Source organism: Stenotrophomonas sp. TEPEL, assembly GCF_004348785.1.
GTDB lineage: Bacteria > Pseudomonadota > Gammaproteobacteria > Xanthomonadales > Xanthomonadaceae > Stenotrophomonas > Stenotrophomonas indicatrix.
On the sequence record NZ_QQXJ01000001.1, the window covers coordinates 3,661,068 to 3,678,712 of the forward strand.

At 60.7% G+C, this 17,645-nt stretch carries 15 protein-coding genes; 9 read left to right on the forward strand and 6 right to left on the reverse strand.

Translation table 11 applies throughout. The annotated features are described in order from the left end of the window. Position 1 precedes the first annotated feature (1 nt). Positions 2 to 1,405: a mannose-1-phosphate guanylyltransferase/mannose-6-phosphate isomerase gene (locus tag TEP_RS16775; protein WP_132826016.1), complete on the forward strand. Its 1,404-nt coding sequence runs from the start codon at positions 2 to 4 to the stop codon at positions 1,403 to 1,405. A 91-nt stretch (positions 1,406 to 1,496) separates the two neighbouring features. Here TEP_RS16775 and rfbD read toward each other — a convergent pair whose 3' ends face one another. From rfbD to rfbB, 4 genes are read right to left on the reverse strand one after another with little or no spacing between them, the layout of a single operon-like run. Continuing rightward, positions 1,497 to 2,393, reverse strand: coding sequence for a dTDP-4-dehydrorhamnose reductase (rfbD, locus tag TEP_RS16780; RefSeq protein ID WP_132826017.1), 897 nt, complete (start codon positions 2,391 to 2,393; stop codon positions 1,497 to 1,499). After that, positions 2,390 to 2,947, reverse strand: a complete 558-nt coding sequence (rfbC, locus tag TEP_RS16785; RefSeq protein ID WP_132826018.1) for a dTDP-4-dehydrorhamnose 3,5-epimerase — start codon at positions 2,945 to 2,947, stop codon at positions 2,390 to 2,392. The genes rfbD and rfbC overlap by 4 nt, the downstream gene beginning before the upstream one ends. Next, on the reverse strand, positions 2,944 to 3,831 hold the full coding sequence (gene rfbA / locus TEP_RS16790) for a glucose-1-phosphate thymidylyltransferase RfbA (RefSeq protein ID WP_132826019.1): 888 nt from the start codon (positions 3,829 to 3,831) through the stop codon (positions 2,944 to 2,946). The genes rfbC and rfbA overlap by 4 nt, the downstream gene beginning before the upstream one ends. A gap of 13 nt (positions 3,832 to 3,844) precedes the next feature. Next, on the reverse strand, positions 3,845 to 4,900 hold the full coding sequence (rfbB, locus tag TEP_RS16795; protein ID WP_132826020.1) for a dTDP-glucose 4,6-dehydratase: 1,056 nt from the start codon (positions 4,898 to 4,900) through the stop codon (positions 3,845 to 3,847). Between the two features lie 287 nt (positions 4,901 to 5,187). Between rfbB and TEP_RS16800 the strand changes: the two genes are divergently transcribed. The 8 genes from TEP_RS16800 to TEP_RS16835 all read left to right on the forward strand — a co-directional run bounded on the left by TEP_RS16800 (position 5,188) and on the right by TEP_RS16835 (position 12,627). Then, positions 5,188 to 5,934, forward strand: coding sequence for an electron transfer flavoprotein subunit beta/FixA family protein (locus TEP_RS16800; RefSeq protein ID WP_032976362.1), 747 nt, complete (start codon positions 5,188 to 5,190; stop codon positions 5,932 to 5,934). Further along, complete coding sequence (locus TEP_RS16805) at positions 5,934 to 6,875, forward strand: electron transfer flavoprotein subunit alpha/FixB family protein (protein WP_132826021.1); 942 nt, start codon at positions 5,934 to 5,936, stop codon at positions 6,873 to 6,875. The genes TEP_RS16800 and TEP_RS16805 overlap by 1 nt, the downstream gene beginning before the upstream one ends. Before the next feature lie 96 nt (positions 6,876 to 6,971). Then, positions 6,972 to 7,916 carry a glycosyltransferase family 2 protein gene (locus TEP_RS16810; protein ID WP_132826022.1) on the forward strand — a complete coding sequence of 315 codons (945 nt, stop codon included), beginning with the start codon at positions 6,972 to 6,974 and terminating at the stop codon, positions 7,914 to 7,916. Continuing rightward, positions 7,913 to 8,488: a hypothetical protein gene (locus TEP_RS16815; RefSeq protein ID WP_132826023.1), complete on the forward strand. Its 576-nt coding sequence runs from the start codon at positions 7,913 to 7,915 to the stop codon at positions 8,486 to 8,488. Before TEP_RS16810 ends, TEP_RS16815 begins: the two co-directional genes overlap by 4 nt. Then, positions 8,485 to 9,189 carry a WbqC family protein gene (locus tag TEP_RS16820; RefSeq protein ID WP_132826024.1) on the forward strand — a complete coding sequence of 235 codons (705 nt, stop codon included), beginning with the start codon at positions 8,485 to 8,487 and terminating at the stop codon, positions 9,187 to 9,189. The genes TEP_RS16815 and TEP_RS16820 overlap by 4 nt, the downstream gene beginning before the upstream one ends. A gap of 27 nt (positions 9,190 to 9,216) precedes the next feature. Further along, complete coding sequence (locus TEP_RS16825) at positions 9,217 to 9,579, forward strand: EamA family transporter (protein WP_132826025.1); 363 nt, start codon at positions 9,217 to 9,219, stop codon at positions 9,577 to 9,579. A 34-nt stretch (positions 9,580 to 9,613) separates the two neighbouring features. Further along, positions 9,614 to 10,747, forward strand: coding sequence for a dTDP-4-amino-4,6-dideoxygalactose transaminase (rffA, locus tag TEP_RS16830; RefSeq protein WP_132826026.1), 1,134 nt, complete (start codon positions 9,614 to 9,616; stop codon positions 10,745 to 10,747). Then, positions 10,744 to 12,627 carry a hypothetical protein gene (locus TEP_RS16835; protein ID WP_132826027.1) on the forward strand — a complete coding sequence of 628 codons (1,884 nt, stop codon included), beginning with the start codon at positions 10,744 to 10,746 and terminating at the stop codon, positions 12,625 to 12,627. Before rffA ends, TEP_RS16835 begins: the two co-directional genes overlap by 4 nt. A 398-nt stretch (positions 12,628 to 13,025) precedes the next feature. On the opposite strand, the gene TEP_RS16840 is transcribed toward TEP_RS16835, so the two are convergent. Further along, entirely contained in the window at positions 13,026 to 13,490 is a 465-nt protein-coding gene (locus TEP_RS16840; protein WP_132826028.1) for a hypothetical protein, read from the reverse strand. A 182-nt stretch (positions 13,491 to 13,672) separates the two neighbouring features. Further along, positions 13,673 to 17,644 (reverse strand): glycosyltransferase, encoded by a 3,972-nt coding sequence (locus TEP_RS19975; RefSeq protein WP_240790720.1) that lies wholly within the window; start codon positions 17,642 to 17,644, stop codon positions 13,673 to 13,675. Position 17,645 lies beyond the last annotated feature (1 nt).

The window sequence follows — 17,645 nt, forward strand, 5'->3', positions numbered from 1 at the left end:
CATGAGTACCATCCAGCCCGTCATTCTCTCCGGCGGCTCCGGCACCCGCCTGTGGCCACTTTCGCGCGAGGCCTATCCCAAGCAGTTCCTGCCGTTGGCCGGTGAGCTGACGATGTTGCAGGCAACCTGGCAGCGCGTGGCGCCGATCGCCAGCCGAGGCCCGCTGGTCATCGCCAATGAGGAACACCGCTTCGTTGCCGCCGAACAGCTCCAGCAGGTCGGCGCCGAGCCTGCGGCGATCATCCTCGAGCCGGTCGGCCGCAACACCGCCCCGGCCATTGCCGTGGCCGCGCTGGAGGCCACCCGCGACGGCGCCGATGCGCTGTTGCTGGTACTGCCTTCCGACCACGTGATCACCGACGAAGCCGCGTTTCGCGCTGCGGTGCAGGCGGCTGCCGGCGCCGCTGAAGCCGGCAAGCTGGTCACCTTCGGTATCGTCCCCACAGGCCCGGAAACCGGCTACGGCTACATCAAGGCGGCCGATGGCCAGGGCGTGCGCGCGGTCGAGCGATTCGTGGAAAAGCCTGATCTGGACACCGCAACCGCTTACGTTGGCAGTGGGCAGTACTACTGGAACAGCGGCATGTTCCTGTTCAAGGCCTCGCGTTACTTGCACGAGCTGGAACGCCTGCAGCCGGCCATGTTGTCGGCCTGCCGCGACGCATGGCAGAGCGCACGCCGCGATGCCGATTTCACCCGGTTGGACAAGGACGCGTTCATTGCCGTACCGTCCGATTCGATCGATTACGCCGTGATGGAAAAGACCGCCGATGCGGTGGTGGTTCCGCTGGATGCGGGCTGGAATGACGTTGGTTCGTGGACGGCACTGCGCGATGTGTCACAGCAGGATGGCGATGGCAATGCGCACCAGGGTGATGTGATCGCCATCGACTGCCGCAACACCTATGCCTACGGCCAACGCCTGGTGGCGATGGTCGGGCTGGATGATGTGATCGTGGTCGAGACCGACGACGCGGTGCTGGTCGGCAAGGCCGACCGCATGCAGGAGGTCAAGACCGTGGTGGCGAAGCTGAAGGCTGACGGCCGCAGCGAAGCGACCTGGCACCGCAAGGTCTACCGCCCGTGGGGCGCCTACGATTCAATCGACAACGGCGAGCGTTTCCAGGTCAAGCGGATCACGGTCAAGCCCGGCGGTACGCTGAGCCTGCAGATGCACCACCACCGTGCTGAGCACTGGATCGTGGTCAGCGGCACCGCCGAAGTCACCCGTGGCGACGAGGTGATCCTGCTGAGCGAAAACCAGAGCACCTACATCCCGCTGGGCGTGACCCATCGCCTGCGCAACCCCGGCAAGCTGCCGCTGGAACTGATCGAGGTGCAGTCCGGCAGCTACCTCGGCGAGGATGACATCGTGCGGTTCGAGGATACCTACGGGCGGAGTTGACCCGGAACCCGCTGCATTCTGGGTAGCGCCGGTCCATGGCCGGCGAGCGCAGCGGTAATTTGCATCCGCCGGGCATGGCCCGGCGCTACCTTCAGCTGGCCAGTTCGGCCATGACCCGCTTCAGGCCGTCCTGCCACGTTGGCAGCGCGATGCCAAAGTCCTGCTGCAGCTTGCGGTTGTCCAGCACCGACCACGCCGGACGCTTGGCCGGGGTCGGGTATTCGGAACTGGGGATGGCCTCAACCGACGGCACCTTGGCCAGCACGCCCGTCGCCAGTGCTTCAGCGAAAATCGCCTCGGCAAAACCATGCCAGCTGGTCTGGCCCGACGCCGTCAGATGCCACGTTCCCGACAGCGCGCCCGGATGCTGCAGCGCCTGCACGGTGACATCCGCGATCAATGCCGCCGGCGTCGGCGTGCCGATCTGGTCGGCCACCACACGCAGCTGATCGCGCTCAGCGCCCACCCGCAGCATCGTGCGCAGGAAATTGGCACCGTGCGAGGCATACACCCACGCCGTGCGGAAGAGCAGATGACGGCCGCCGGCAGCGCGCACGGCGTCTTCGCCATCACGCTTGCTGGTGCCATAGCCCCCCAGCGGCGCGGTCGGTTCATCCTCACGGTACGGGGCCGTGCCCTGGCCATCGAACACGTAGTCGGTGGAGTAATGCACGAACGGCACACCATGCGCCGCGCACCAACGCGCGATGACGCCTGGCGCCTGCGCGTTGGCCGCAAAGGCGGCGTCCACCTCCTGTTCGGCACGGTCGACGGCGGTGTAGGCGGCCGCATTGACCACGATCGACGGTTGCAGCCGGTCAAGCAGGGCCGGCAGGCTGTCAGGCTGGCCGAAATCGGCGGTTTCGCAGGCGCTGCCATCGGGCAGGACGCCGCTACGGGTGGTCGCAACCACCTTGCCCAGCGGTGCCAGCGCGCGCAGCAGCTCCTGGCCGACCTGGCCGTTGCCGCCGAACACCAGCACCGTCATGGCTGGTACACCGGCAAGCGATCTTCGGCGATGTCTTTCAGGAACGGGGCATTCTCGTCCTTGGCCGAAAGGGTCGGGGTGCTGATCGGCCAGTCCACGGCGATATCGGCATCGTTCCAGCGGATGCCGGCATCCACCTCCTTGACGTAGACATCCGTGCACAGGTAGCTGAACAGTGCGCGCTCGGACAGCACGGCAAATCCGTGGGCGAAGCCTTCGGGAATCCAGAACTGCTTCCTGTTCTCAGCGCTCAACACGACCGCTTCCCAGCGGCCGAACGTCGGCGAGCCGCGGCGGATGTCGACGGCGACGTCGTACACCTCGCCTTCCAGCACCGATACCAGTTTTCCCTGGGGCCGCGGCCACTGGTAATGCAGCCCGCGCAGTACACCCCGGCTGGAGGTGGACACATTGCTCTGCACGAAGCGATCCGGCAGGCCCAATGCAGCGAAGCGCTCAGCGTTCCAGGTTTCGTAGAAGAAACCACGCTCATCACCGAAAACCGCCGGTTCGATCACCCGGCAACCCGGCAGTGAAGTTTCGATCACTTTCACGGAACGACCCCGCGCTGGGCGAGCGTATGCAGGTACTGGCCGTAGCCATTCTTGATCAGCGGCGCAGCCAGGGCTTCCAGCTGCTCGGCGCTGATCCAGCCCTGACCGAAGGCGATTTCTTCCGGACAGCAGACCTGCAGGCCTTGGCGGGTCTGGATCGTCTCGATGAAGTTGGACGCTTCCAGCAGCGACTGGTGGGTACCGGTATCCAGCCACGCGTAACCACGCCCCAGCGCTTCCAGGTGCAGATTGCCCTCCTGCAGGTAGCGCTTGTTGAGATCGGTGATCTCCAGTTCGCCACGCGGCGAGGGCTTGAGCTCGGCAGCGTAATCGCTGGCCTTGCCGTCGTAGAAATACAGCCCGGTGACCGCATAGTTCGAGCGCGGATTCTCCGGCTTCTCGACCAGGTCGATCACCTTGCCGCTCTTGTCGAACTCGGCAACACCGTAGCGCTCCGGGTCATTGACCCAGTAGCCGAACACGGTCGAACCGTCCACGCGTTCGTCGGCGCGCCTGAGCACGTCGCGCAGACCGTGGCCATGGAAGATGTTGTCACCCAGCACGAGGCAGCTCGGCTTGCCAGCCACGAAATCACGGCCGATCAGATACGCCTGGGCCAGGCCATCAGGGCTCGGCTGCACGGCGTACTGGATGTCCATGCCCCACTGCGAACCGTCGCCCAGCAACTGCTGGAACAGCGCCTGCTCGTGCGGGGTGTTGATGATCAGCACTTCACGGATGCCCGCCAGCATCAGCACGCTGAGCGGGTAATAGATCATCGGCTTGTCATACACCGGCAGCAACTGCTTGCTCACGCCCTTGGTGATCGGATACAGCCGGGTGCCGGAGCCGCCGGCGAGAATGATGCCCTTGCGTTGGGTCATGTCGTGTCCTTGTTCAGGCCGCAGTGCCGATGCGCTGCAGGCGGTAGCTGCCGTCGAGCACGCCGTTCACCCATTCCTGGTTGTCCAGGTACCAGTCGACGGTGAAGCCGATGCCCTGTTCAAACGTGTAGGCCGGCTCCCAGCCCAGGTCGTTCTTCAGCTTGGAGGCATCGATCGCATAACGGCGGTCATGGCCCGGGCGGTCGGCAACGTAGGTGATCTGGCTGCTGCGCGGCCGGCCGTCCGCACGCGGGCGCCGCTGGTCCAGCAGCGCGCAGATCGCCTGCACCACTTCGATGTTCTGCTTTTCGGAGTTGCCGCCGACGTTGTAGGTCTCGCCCACCTGGCCCTTGGCGAGCACGGTGCGGATCGCTTCGCAGTGGTCGGACACGAACAGCCAGTCGCGCACCTGCTTGCCATCGCCGTACACCGGCAGCGGTTCGCCAGCCAGCGCCTTGGCGATCACCAGCGGGATCAGCTTCTCCGGGAAGTGGTACGGACCGTAGTTGTTGGAGCAGTTGGTGGTCAGCACCGGCAGCCCGTAGGTATGGTGGAAGGCGCGGACCAAGTGGTCCGAAGCCGCCTTCGACGCCGAGTACGGCGAATTGGGGGCATACGGCGTGGTTTCGCTGAACTTGCCGGTCTCGCCCAAGGTGCCGTAGACCTCGTCGGTGGAGACATGCAGGAAGCGGAAGGCCGCGCCCTGCTCGGCCGGCAACGCCTTCCAGTAGTCACGCACCGCTTCAAGCAGGCCAAGCGTGCCCACGACATTGGTCTGGATGAACGCGCCCGGGCCGTCGATGGAACGGTCCACATGGCTTTCGGCGGCGAAGTTCAGCACCGCATTGGGCTGGTGCTCGGCCAGCAGGCGGGCAACCAGCGCGCTGTCACCGATGTCGCCCTGCACGAACACGTGATTCGGGTTGCCCTCCAGGCTGGACAGGGTCTTCAGGTTGCCGGCGTAGGTCAGCGCATCGAGATTGACCACCTTGACCCCACGGGCGACCGCTTCAAGAACAAAGTTACCGCCAATGAATCCGGCACCGCCGGTGACAAGCCATGTGGACACTACCTGTTCTCCTAATTTTATTGGTTCTTCCTGGGAGCGCCTTGGGCGCTCCCGACACAGCGACACAGCATACAGGGCAGTGGCGTTCACGACTGCCTGCGAGGCGTGAACAACGCGGCGTCCCGGCCGCATTTGCGGCAGCGCAGCACGACTATACGCGTTCGCATGGTCGCCTTGAGCCAGTTAGAATCAGGATCCCACCCCCGAACCGGTTGCTGTGCCAGGACCGGACGTTTCCCGTTACTGTGAGCCGGCCAGCGGCCGGCACTACAAGGATCGAGTACCAGATGAAAATCCTCGTCGCGTACAAGCGCGTGGTGGACTACAACGTCCGCATTCAGGTCAAGCCGGACGGTTCCGGCGTGGTCACTGACGGCGTCAAGCTGTCGCCCAACCCGTTCGATGAAATCGCGCTGGAAGAAGCCCTGCGCCTGCGCGACAAGGGCATCGCCACCGAAGTAGTGGTTGCCACGATCGCCCCGGCCGACGCCCAGGCACACCTGCGCAACGGCCTGGCCATGGGTGCGAACCGCGCCATCCATGTGGTCACCGACCAGGCCATCCAGCCGCTGACCGCCGCTCGCACCCTGCTCAAGCTGGTCGAGAAGGAACAACCGGACCTGGTCATCCTCGGCAAGCAGGCCATCGACGACGACGCCAACCAGACCGGCCAGATGCTGGCCACGCTGTGGGGTCGTCCGCAGGCCACCTTCGCCAGCAAGCTCGACATTGCCGACGGCAAGGCCACGGTGACCCGTGAAGTCGACGCCGGCCTGGAAACGCTTGAAGTCGACCTGCCGGCCGTGGTCACCACCGACCTGCGCCTGAACGAGCCGCGCTTCATCAAGCTGCCGGACATCATGAAGGCCAAGGCCAAGCCGCTGGAGACTCTGCAGCTGGCCGACCTCGGTGTTGAAGCCGCCGATACGTTCAAGACTACCCAGTACGCCGCGCCGTCCAAGCGCAGCAAGGGTGTGATGGTCAAGGACGCGGCCGAACTGGTTGCCGCACTCAAGCAGAAGGGGTTGCTGTAATGAGCAAGATTCTCGTCATCGCCGAGCACCACGACGGCAAGCTCAACGCCGCTACCGCCAAGACCGTCAGCGCGGCCGCCGCCATTTCCGGCGCCAGCATCGACGTGCTGGTGCTGGCCGCCGACCCGGCCGCCGTTGCCGCTGAAGCGGCAAAGATCACCGGCGTCGCCAAGGTCCTGACCGTGGCCAATGCCGCCAACGCGCAGGCGCTGGCCCAGGTACTGGCCCCGCAGATCGCGCAGCTGGCCAAGGGTTACACCCACGTGTTCGGCCCGTCGACCACCTTCGGCAAGGACCTGATGCCGTGCGTGGCCGCCCTGCTCGGCGTCAACCAGGTCTCCGACCTGATGGCCGTCGAAGGCAGCCACACCTTCAAGCGCCCGATCTACGCCGGCAACGCGATCATCACCGTGGAAGTGCCGGCCGACCAGATCGTGGTCGCCACGGTGCGCGCCGCCTCCTGGCCGGAAGCCGCCCAAGGCGGCAGTGCCGCCGTTGAAGCGGCCAGCGTCGATGCAGCGCTGCCGTCCCACACCCGCTTCGTCGGCCTGGCCGCTGGCGCCAGCGACCGGCCTGACCTGCAGAGCGCCAAGCGCGTGGTCTCCGGTGGCCGTGGTGTTGGTTCGGAAGAGAATTTCAAGGTGATCTTCCAGCTGGCCGACAAGCTCGGCGCCGCCGTGGGTGCCTCGCGCGCTGCGGTGGATGCCGGCTATGTGCCGAGCGACCTGCAGGTCGGCCAGACCGGCAAGATCATCGCGCCGGAGCTGTATGTGGCCGTCGGCATCAGCGGCGCGATCCAGCATCTGACCGGCATCAAGGACGCCGGCACGATCGTGGCGATCAACAAGGACGCCGATTCGCCGATCTTCGAGATCGCCGACATCGGCCTGGTGGGGGATCTGTTTGCGATCCTGCCGGAACTGGAAGCGGCGCTGGGCTGATCCCCGCGGGGCCGGCCCGGATTCTGCTCGGGCCGCCCCCCCCCATTTTGATGGAAGGCGGTTAACATCTCGCCTTGATACGAGCGAAATATCTTCATGAGCGACAGTCTTCCATCTTCTGCGGCGCCCACCGTCTCGGTCGTTGTCCCGGTTTACCGGGGTGCCGATTCCATTGCCGAGCTCTACCGTCGCCTGCATGTTGCGTTGGACGGGTCCGGTGAGCGGATCGAGGTGCTGTTTGTCGACGACCGAGGAAGTCCCGAGAACTGGCCCGCGATCGTTGCACTCAGCCAGGCGCATCCGGGAGTGATGGGTGTCCGCCTGAGCCGTAACTTCGGCCAGCACGCCGCCACGCTTTGCGGCATAGCTCGTGCCCGAGGCGAATGGATTGTCACCATCGACGAAGACCTGGAGCAGCCACCGGAGTCCATCCCTGAAATGCTTGCAAAGGCACGGGAAGGGCACCTCGTAGTGTATGGGGTAAACGAGCGGCGCTCGCATGCGCGCTGGCGCAACATCACTTCCGAATTGGGGCGCAGCGCCTTCAAGTTCGCCATTCCTTCGTTGAACCGCGAATACACCTCGTTCCGCGTTATCCACCACACCGTCGCCAAGGGCTTGGAGCGCTTCCAGTCCCCGTTCACCTTCATCGACGGTTATATCTCGTGGATAACCAACACCTACGCCACGGTTATCGTGCCGCATGACCTCGGTCGGCATCCCAGCAGCTACAACCTGCGGAAGCTTCTGGCGCACATGCTGAATATCTTTGTGACGTTCTCCGACCTGCCACTGCGGATCGCAACCTGGTTGGGCATCGGCGCATCGGTAGGTGGCGCGCTGTGGGGCATGACGATCCTGGTTGCAAAGCTTCTTGGCGCGGTGAACGTAAGCGGCTACGCCTCGATCATGGCCGGAATGACATTCCTGGGCGGACTGCAACTTCTCATCCTCGGCATTTTCGGCGAGTATATCGCGCGCATAAACTTCAAGACCGCGTCCATGCCGCTTTTCCTCATTGAGCAGGAGTGCAGCACTTGAAGCCGCTGCTCATCATCGGCGCCTCATCATTCGGCCGTTTGATGATGGTCCTCGCGGAAGAATGCGGCCATACCGTGACTGGCTTCATTGACGACTGGAACAGCGGGCCCGAAATTCTGGGGAGTACACAAACGCTGGGGACAGTCCTGAAACCGTCCGACCATGACCTCGTGTTGGCGATCGGCTACAAGCACCAGCAGGCGCGCTTGGATCTGTTCAGCCGGCTGTGCGCTGACGGATTTCACTTCCCCGCGTTGATCCATCCCACTGCGCGGATCAGCCATCACTCGAAGGTTGGTGATGCCAGTCTCATCATGGGCGGTGTAGATGTGGATGCCTTCAGCGAAATCGGCACAGCATGTGTGCTGTGGCCCCGCGCGGTGGTCAGCCACGACAGCGTCATCGGCCAGAATACCTTCATCAGCCCTGCCGCGACCCTGTGCGGGTTTGTGACCGTGGGGCCTGGCTCCTTCATCGGGGCCAACAGCACTCTCGTTGACGGATCCACGCTGGCACCTTCTAGTTTCGTGAAGGCAGCCACTCGATATCATTGCAAGAAGCAAAGAACATGAACCCCCAAAACCGCGTCGCCATCCTTCAGTCCAGCTATATTCCGTGGAAAGGCTTCTTCGACATCATCCATGATGTCGACACGTTTGTATTCTTCGACGATGTCCAATACACCACTCGCGACTGGCGCTCGCGCAATCGTGTCATTTCCAATGGCAGCCCGATCTGGCTGAGCATTCCAGCGGGCAGCGACACCAAGCGACTGATCAACGAGGTGCAGCTGGCCGACCATAGTTGGCAGGACAAGCACTGGACCACCATCCGCCACGCCTACGGCAAAAGCCCTTATTTCAAAACGTACGCGGATGCGCTTGAATCGGTTTACATGGCTCGAAAATGGGATTCGCTGTCGGAATTCAACCAGCATATGACTCGTACCCTGTGCGATCTGCTGGGCATCAACGTGCGATTCGTCGATTCAGCCTCACTCGACGCACAAGGCAGCAAGACCGAGCGTTTGGTAGATGTCTGCCGCAAGCTGGATGCGACGTACTATCTTTCCGGTCCGGCAGCACGAGCCTATATCGAACCCGAACAGTTCGAGCAGGCCGGCATAGAATTGGCCTATAAGGACTACAGCGGCTATCCCAAGTATCCCCAGTCCAGCAGTGAGTTTGAACACGCGGTCAGCGTACTTGACCTGCTTTTCAACACTGGCCCTTCCGCTCCCGATTTCATCTGGGGCTGGCGCAACAACCGCTGATCCTCTTCGCTCTGGGGTACTTGGTATATGGCATACATCTTCATCGCCCTGACGATTCTGCTGACCGTCTATGGCCAGCTCGTGCTTAAGTGGCAGGTCGGCCAGCATCCCCACCTGATCTCTGCGCCGTTTTCGCTACTGAATATCGTCACCTTGCTACTCAAACCGTGGGTCATTTCTGGTTTTGCAGCCGCATTTGCCGCGTCGCTCTGTTGGATGGCCGCGATCAGCCGACTGCCACTCAGCAAAGCCTACCCATTCATGTCCTGCAACTTCGTCCTTGTCGCGTTGATGGCCGCGTGGCTGTTCCGCGAACAGCTGGATGGCTTCAAGATCGCGGGGACGCTGATCATCATTTTTGGCGTCATCGTCGTTTCGCGCTCGGCGTGAGTGACCATGACAATCCTTTCAGGAGCGTAGATTCGTGATTCCCTTCAACAAGCCGTTCATGACGGGCCGAGAGCTCTCGTACATAGCCCAGGCACATGCGAACGGCCATCTTTCCGGCGACGGACAGTTCACCAAGCGCGCAAACAAGTGGCTGGAAAAGAGACTGGATGTCTCACACGCGCTATTGACCCTCAGCTGCACCGCCGCGCTAGAAATGGCCGGTCTGCTTCTTGACCTGGCGCCGGGCGACGAAGTGATCCTGCCTTCCTACACCTTCGTGTCTACCGCCAGCGCATTCGCGCTCCGCGGAGCGGTGCCGGTGTTCGTGGATGTGCGCGAGGATACGCTGAACATCGATGAACGGCTGATCGAGGGTGCCATCACCCCACGCACCAAGGCGATATGCGTAGTGCACTATGCCGGTGTCGCTTGCGAGATGGACACCATCATGGAAATCGCCAGACGACATGGCCTGACTGTGATTGAAGACGCGGCCCAGGCCATCATGTCCACCTACAAGGGACGACAACTGGGGAACATTGGCGACTTGGGCGCACTGAGTTTCCACGAAACCAAGAACATCATCTCTGGCGAGGGCGGCGCGTTGCTGTGCCGGGATGATCGATTCGGTGAGCGCGCTGAGATATTGCGCGAGAAGGGAACCAACCGGAGCCGCTTCTTCCGGGGACAGGTCGACAAGTACACCTGGGTAGACGTCGGCTCCTCTTTCCTCCCTGGCGAGATCACCGCTGCGTTTCTCTGCGCCCAGCTGGAAGAGGCCGATGCGATCAACCAGCGCCGACTGGCGATCTGGGACCGCTATAACCAATGGGCCGATGCGCATGAGAAGGCGGGCCGCCTGATCCGGCCAACAGTCCCGGATCACTGCCAGCACAATGCGCATATGTACTACATGCTGCTGCCCGACCTCGAACAGCGGACACGCTTTATCGCATCACTACGCGAACAGGGTGTGCAGGCGGTATTCCACTACATTCCCTTGCACTCATCCCCTGCGGGACAGCGTTATGGCCGCGCGCACGGAGACATGTCGGTAACCATCGACCTTTCTGATCGACTGGTCCGGATGCCACTCTGGCTGGGCGTGGAAGAACATCTGCCCGCCATCTTCGATGCTGCTGATCGCGCATTGGCTGGCTCGCGGTGAACGCAGCCACTCCAGCCAGTGTTCCAGACTTGCAGTCTGCAGGAATAGTTAATTCGGGAATGGGACGTGGGGAGTGGGTCTATCGCGCATTCCTGCTGCTGACAGCCTTCTACATGGGCAATGCGGTTCTGTACAGCTTGGCTGCAGCGACGCCGTTGATCCAGGCAGACGGCTGGTACTTCCTGGAATCATTTTTGCCGAAGTATTTTGACGGAACCTTATCCTTCGCCGACCTTTTCATGAAGCGAGGGGCAACTGATCATTCGCAACCACTGCAGAAGCTGGTGCTTTTGTTCCACACCCATTTCTTCAACATGGACTTCCGTGTGGAAGGACTGATCGGCGCTTTGTTCGGAGTCGCCTGGTGTTACGTTGTATCCAGTGAGATTTCAATTTTCAAGAGTGCTTCTGTTGGCAATCAGGCACTTCGCGGGCTGGCGATCGTTCTTGTATTCGCGATCGGCCTGTCGCTCAACAGCACCAACGTATTCACCTGGCCGCTGGTCACGCTGGGTTATATGACCCTGTTCATCAGCACGCTTTATTTCAAGCTGCTGATGCGCGCCTGGAACAAGCCATGCGCGCTGATGGTATTTCTCGCAAGTCTTTTTCTGGGACTTGCTATAGACACACAGGCCATAGTGGTACTTATCGCCATGGCGCTGGCCCTGCTGCCAATGTCACCCATCAACTGGCGCTCCGCAGGCCGGCAGGTCACAGCAGCCATTGCAGCGCTGCTATTGGCGAGATTGGTGCTGTGGGCGCTGACCAGTGCGAACAGTATTGCCAACACAGAAGAGGCGAGCCGCTCGATTTTCAGCCTCCTGACTGAACCTGGCACGCTCAAGGGTTTGTTGATTCCGTTTTCTGACAGCCTCGTGCACATCGAGCATCTTGCCCGAAGGTTCCCTGAATCGTACGTACAGCTGAGCATGTTCACGGGCTTGGCGGCAATCACCCTGCATGTCTGGTTCTGGGTCCGTGCCTTCTTGGCATGGCGTAATTTCCACTATTACAGGACTACTGCCATGGCGGTATTCCTGATGCTGATGGCATACGGCCTGACTGCAGCAATCGTTATCGGCAGGGTGCCCCTATTTGACTGGAACTATCTCCATCAGCCGCGCTATGTGCTTACTTATCAAATCTCGCTGGTTGCAATCGCTACAATGATTGCTGAAACGCTGCTGAGAAGCAGCTTTCGGCCGCTGGCGCGCATTGCTGAGCCCGCTCTCCTGTTGGTACTTGTCCTCACATTGCTCATCGTGCAGATGGCCGTCTCGAGAGAAGCATGGAAGGTTCCATACTATCTGACGGGGTATTGGCAGAATACAGCCCTGGATATGCAGCGCGTTGCGAACGCACCTCTTGCGGATCCAGGGAAGTGCCCCGACATCATGTCCGTCTGTGAGTATTCGCCTGAAAGGCGGGAGCGCCTCATGGGCATGCTGTCCGAGCGACAGCTGAACGTGTTTTCGCCAGCATTCCAGATGCGCAACCGCATCTACCCGAATATGGATTCGATCCCGGGCTTTGCTGTCGATAACGCGACACAGATTCAACTGGAGGCTGCACTGCGGGCGGCGCCGCTCCCTGTGCTTTTATCAATTGATCATCAAATTGGTTGCGCAAACGACGACTCGTTAGTTGAAACCGTCATTGATATCCGGCTGCAGGGATTGGCCGCACAGGGGGCACAGCTATGGCTGGAAGCGGTGGGTGCCCAGCGTCAACTACTGCAGACAGTTGACCCTAAGCAGAGCCAGATGACGATCAGTCGAAGCCTGCCTAACAATAGCCATCTCACACTTGTAGCGAATGGCACGCACACAGTGCTCGACCAGGCCGAACTGGCATTAGGTGCGTGTCCGGCGCGATAGCAACACACTGCTGTGTGTCCACCAACCGACAGCGCAATCCATTCGTCATCCGCTTATGTTCATGCAAGCCGGCTGGCGCCACATCGGAAGTTGTCAACTGCAGCGCCTGCCGAGGCGCTGCAGACTATTGAAACCAAGAAACTGCTAATCACCAAGGAAAGCAGTTTGCTCTCGGAGCGGCGCTGGTCTCGTCCGTGCTTTTTTAGAGTTTGGAGCGGCCATGCCGCATCGCGTGATCATCAAGACACGACATACCGACTAACCAGGCGAACCCTTGCGGCGGGCAAGGATGGCCGAGCAGCCATATGCTGTTTGTCTCAAGATAGAACGAAAAAGGGAGGCCTATTGGCCCCCCTCCGTTCTGGAATTTCTTGCACACACCGCTACCGGCATTGTGCTTACTCGACCGCAATCGATACCGGTTCGCTCGACAACAGCTCCCCATTCTGGCCAATACGAATTTCCAGCTTCACTGCGCCCGCTCGCAACGTCTCGCCTGCGGGCAGCGTGCCAGTAACTGTCTCAGTGGAGATACCCGCATTGCCCAGTCGCACTCCATCAAGCCAGATCGCAGCATCGTAGCCCTCCAGATTCCTATCTGACTTGGCCCAGACCGCCGAGGCCCCATCAGGCTGCGTGTTGAAAGCCTCACCCGCCTTGGTGGCACTGGGGCCATACGCCACAATCTTCAGCCCCTTCAGCGCCTCGATCGGTTTAGCAGCAGGCGCGACCGAGGGGGAAGCGGCCTGGGTCGGCGACTGGGAGGCCGAATCAGGCTGCTTGTCGGCTGAGCAGCTGGCCATTACAACAGCCGCACTCAGAACGGCAACGAACTTCAAAGGATTGTTACGAACGATGCTCATGGTGGTCTAGTTCAAGGGTGAGTTAGGCATGGAGGCCCGGTAGGGCACGAAATTTCGCTCTGCCGGTCTTATCCTGGCAAAGTATCGCTAGCTTATATGATTTTTTGCTTGGCTATCATCATGCCAGCTTCGCCCCGGCTCTGACCTCCATCGCCCGACCAGAGAACGTGGCAGAGGTATCCTCAGGAGGTGAGCATCCGCGGGGTGACTGCGTCTGACAGCACTCTCCAAAGGGCTTCGCGAGAATAATGTCGATCAATGAAAGCCCGCTCGGCTGATGAAACCTCCAGCCATCGCGAATCATCGCGCAGCAGTTCCACGATGTGCTCGGCCATTCCGGCAGCATCATCGGCTACCGGCATGAACTCGGCAGCATCCCCCAATCCCTGCATGCCGACAGATGTTGTTACGCAAGGGGTGCCGCAACGCAGACTCTCCAAAACCTTCCCCTTGACACCACCACCAAAGCGAAGCGGCGCAATGGATACTCGGGCAAGCCGATAGTACTCGGACAGAGCAGCATCAGTAACATAACCAGTAACCTGAACTCCATCGCCAGCAAGGGCCAGTACTTCAGGGTGCGGGTTGGAACCAACCAGCAGCACTTCCACATGCCCCGCCTTCGCTTTAATAATCGGCAGAACCTCGCTGATGAACCATGTCGCGGCATCCACATTGGGCGCGTGCGCGAATCCAGCTACAAACAGTATTCCGCGGCGCAGATCTGGCCCTGGGACCTGGCTGTCATCGACTGAATCATAGGCGTAGAGAGGAATGGTAACGGCACGTGCTTTGACGTCCGGAGCGTTATCATCCAGCCAACGTGTCACGTGGGCTGTTTCGTCGGCGGAGGGGTAGAGGATAACATCGGCCTGTTGCCACAACGCATGCTCAAAAGCGCGGAAACGCCGGGTTTCCACCTCCAACTGTCGATCCGGCTGGAGTGCAAGCTGCTGCTGCATCCTCAAATGATGAATGTCATGCCCGTAGTAAATCAGCGTTGCCTTTGAGTGGTTTCGTACACTGGAGACGAGATCTATGGAGATGTGCGGGCGATTGAGAACTACGGCCTCAAGGTAGCTTCCATTCTCGGACATCCATTCATCAAACCGCCCAACATATTCCGAGCCATAAAGGACCTCCACCCCCAACTGCTGCAGCGGGGGCGTATAGGCAAGGTCATGGTAGGAGTTTGCCGGCCAGAACGTGACATGGAACCCATGATCCACGAGCATTTCAACCACCTGCCAAGTGGCACGCGAACCAGCGTCGCGGTCCGGCTGTGGAACGTAGTGGTCGACCACCAGGACGCGCCGACTGTGTCGCGAACGGTCACGCGCGAGCAGCACATGCTGCCCGTTGTCAAATTGCGTAGCGCGCAATGTGTCGCCCCAACGCTCAAGAAATTTGACACGGTTAACCGCCTGCCAAGCCTTTACCCCCGATGATTCATCCGTCCCGCTGGATACGCCCTCATAGTGAACCACCACCGATGCCGGCTGCATGTAGACCTTCATCCCACGCTCGCGGACGCGGAATGCGATGTCAGTATCTTCGTAATAGGCTGGCGCATAGTGATCGTCAAACCCACCCATACTCCGGAACACATCTGCGCGCATCATGATGGAAGCGCCAGACACGTAGTCGACTTCCTTGAGATAGTTGTACTGAGGCTTGGAAGGATCATCCAGCCGTCCAAAATTCCACGCACTGCCATCAGCCCACACGATACCGCCGGCCTCCTGCAGCCGTCCGTCCGGGTAGATCAATTTTGAGCCGACAAGACCAGCATCTGGACGCTGCTTGAAGACCCTAACCAATGCATCGAGCCAGCCAGCGGTGACTTCGGTGTCATTGTTCAGGAGGCAAACGAACTCCCCCTTTGCCAACGTGAGCGCCTGATTGCACGAACGCAGGAACCCGAGGTTGGTCGGGTTCAGGTGATAACGAAGTCCACGGATCGACTGAAGCTTGCCAATATCGGCGTCGCCAGACGCATCCTCCAACACCAGAACCTCATACGTTACATCCGCGCCGACGCGGGCAATAGATGCCAAGCACGCCAGGCTCTGCTCGTAGTTTCCGTATGTAGGAATGACGATCGTCACCGTTGGTGCATCCACAACGGGGAAACACACTTGGCGCAGAGTCTCGTCAGGATTGTCTTGAATCACCTGCAATGCCAACCCTTCTATGGGCTCGATCTTTGCCTCCTGGTGACGCAACAACGCGCGCTTGACCATCGGCACGAACGGCTTCGCCAACGGATGTCGTGCCAAGCCAGACGCGCGCACAGAATGAAGTACGCTGGCCCACTCACCGCGCATGATCCTTCCCAACAAACGGAGCGGCCGCGTAATCTGCCAGGAGCGCGACTGCAACAAACGGCTAGTGAGCTCCTGCAGTGCGTCCAGCTCTGCCCTGTAATGGTGCAACAGACGCGCTACATCATGGCGCCCTGCATTACCGTCTTCCGTAGTCACACTGGGAGCCTGAGTACCTACCCTACCCCTCAGCTGTTCTATCTCTTTTCGATGATGCATCAGCTCGGCATGCCCGGCGTCCGTCAGATCGGCCACAAGCGCACGCTCCTCTTGCATCTTCCTACGCACTTCCCACAGCTCAGTCATCGCCGTAGCGAGCACGCGCCCGCTATCACGCTCACGGGTCAATTCGGCATTCAGCGAATCAATGGCCTCCTTCAGCCCCCGCTCCTGCTCCTGCGCGACCCGCGCGCGCGCCTCGAACAAATCGGCGCGCTCTTTGGCATCGCTTGCCTCCGTCAGCAAGGTCTGCAGGCGGTCGCCCAACGACTGGACCTCCAGCCGGTGACGGTCGCCAGCTTCCTGAAAATCCTGAGAGCGTTTCGCCTCTGCAGCACGGGCACTGTCCCGCAGCGATGTCTCCACCTTGGCCAATTCGGCAACCCGGCGTTGTTCAAGCGAATCCAACAAGGCTTCAAGCGACGCCAGTTCCGAGCGCTTTTGGTCTAGCTCAAGCTTAAGCAAGCCCTCCCGTACCTCTGCGGCTTCAAGGTTTTCTTCAATACCTGATAGACGCTCAGCACAGGACTGCTTCTCAGCCAACATCGAATCCAGCTGATCCTGCAGGGAAACGAGCTGACTGGAATTCAACTTTTCGGAGGCCGCAGCTTCAGCCTCCTGCTTCAGCATTTCTATTTGGTTATTAAGCACATTGATTCTCTCATCCTTGAGCGCACCCGCACTGAACAGCACGGCGTAATCATTCCTGACTTGCGTGAGGGCATTTTGCAGCGCGGCTACACCGCCGCGCTCACCACTGATTTCCCCATGCAGACGCGCGACCTCGGCCTGCTCACGGCGCACGTGTTCGCGCAGGGATCCGATCTCCGCATCCTGCGCCTGTGCCCATCTCGCGACCTCTCGATGGTGAGCGAAAAGGTCTTCGGACTCCGCGTAGAGAATCGATGCCGGCATGGCCGGCAGCAGCGCGTCATTGGCCGCTGCCACGACTACGAAATAGACCGCATCCGGAATATCAGCCACGCGCTCTTCCACTTCGCGGCCCGTATCGGTCAGCGCCTGGTAAGAGATCTGCGACGACTCCTTGCCTGACGGGGTAATGGTCGAGCAGACCGCCATGCGATGGCTGCTCATCCGCCAAGCGGGAAAGTGGCGCGCTACCAGGGTGGTGAACTCGCTGAGATAAAGTTCCTTGACGTGGAAGTCGTTGTGATAACCCGCCTGATCGGAGTACACCTCCTTGTTCGGCGAGGACATCACCATGATGCCGTCCGGGCGCAGAACGCGCCGGATCTCCGCCATCATTTCTTCCTGCTCATTCAGATGTTCGATGGTCTCGAAGGAGACCACCATGTCCACGCTGTCATCAGCGAGGGGAATTGCCGCAGCAGACCCTTGGATGTACTGCAGGTTGCCAATGCTCCGATACTGAGACGAGGCGTGCGCGACCGCCTCATGCGAAATATCAACTCCGACTACCGAACGGGCTCGCCCGGCCAGCATGGCACTTCCATAGCCCTCACCGCTGGCAACATCCAGTACGTCCTTTCCCTCCGCCAGGGGCAGGCACCATGCATAACGATGCAGGTGCTCCTGCCTGATCACGCCCTGCTCGGTGGGAACGAATCGTTCGCCAGTGAACTCGATCATC

Coding starts and splice junctions, on each gene's coding strand:
- TEP_RS16775 (WP_132826016.1), top strand. CDS start 2: ATGAGTACCATCCAGCCCGTCATTCTCTCCGGCGGCTCCGGCACCCGC.
- rfbD (WP_132826017.1), bottom strand. CDS start 2,393: ATGACGGTGCTGGTGTTCGGCGGCAACGGCCAGGTCGGCCAGGAGCTG.
- rfbA (WP_132826019.1), bottom strand. CDS start 3,831: ATGACCCAACGCAAGGGCATCATTCTCGCCGGCGGCTCCGGCACCCGG.
- TEP_RS16800 (WP_032976362.1), top strand. CDS start 5,188: ATGAAAATCCTCGTCGCGTACAAGCGCGTGGTGGACTACAACGTCCGC.
- TEP_RS16805 (WP_132826021.1), top strand. CDS start 5,934: ATGAGCAAGATTCTCGTCATCGCCGAGCACCACGACGGCAAGCTCAAC.
- TEP_RS16810 (WP_132826022.1), top strand. CDS start 6,972: ATGAGCGACAGTCTTCCATCTTCTGCGGCGCCCACCGTCTCGGTCGTT.
- TEP_RS16820 (WP_132826024.1), top strand. CDS start 8,485: ATGAACCCCCAAAACCGCGTCGCCATCCTTCAGTCCAGCTATATTCCG.
- TEP_RS16825 (WP_132826025.1), top strand. CDS start 9,217: ATGGCATACATCTTCATCGCCCTGACGATTCTGCTGACCGTCTATGGC.
- TEP_RS16840 (WP_132826028.1), bottom strand. CDS start 13,490: ATGAGCATCGTTCGTAACAATCCTTTGAAGTTCGTTGCCGTTCTGAGT.
- TEP_RS19975 (WP_240790720.1), bottom strand. CDS start 17,644: ATGATCGAGTTCACTGGCGAACGATTCGTTCCCACCGAGCAGGGCGTG.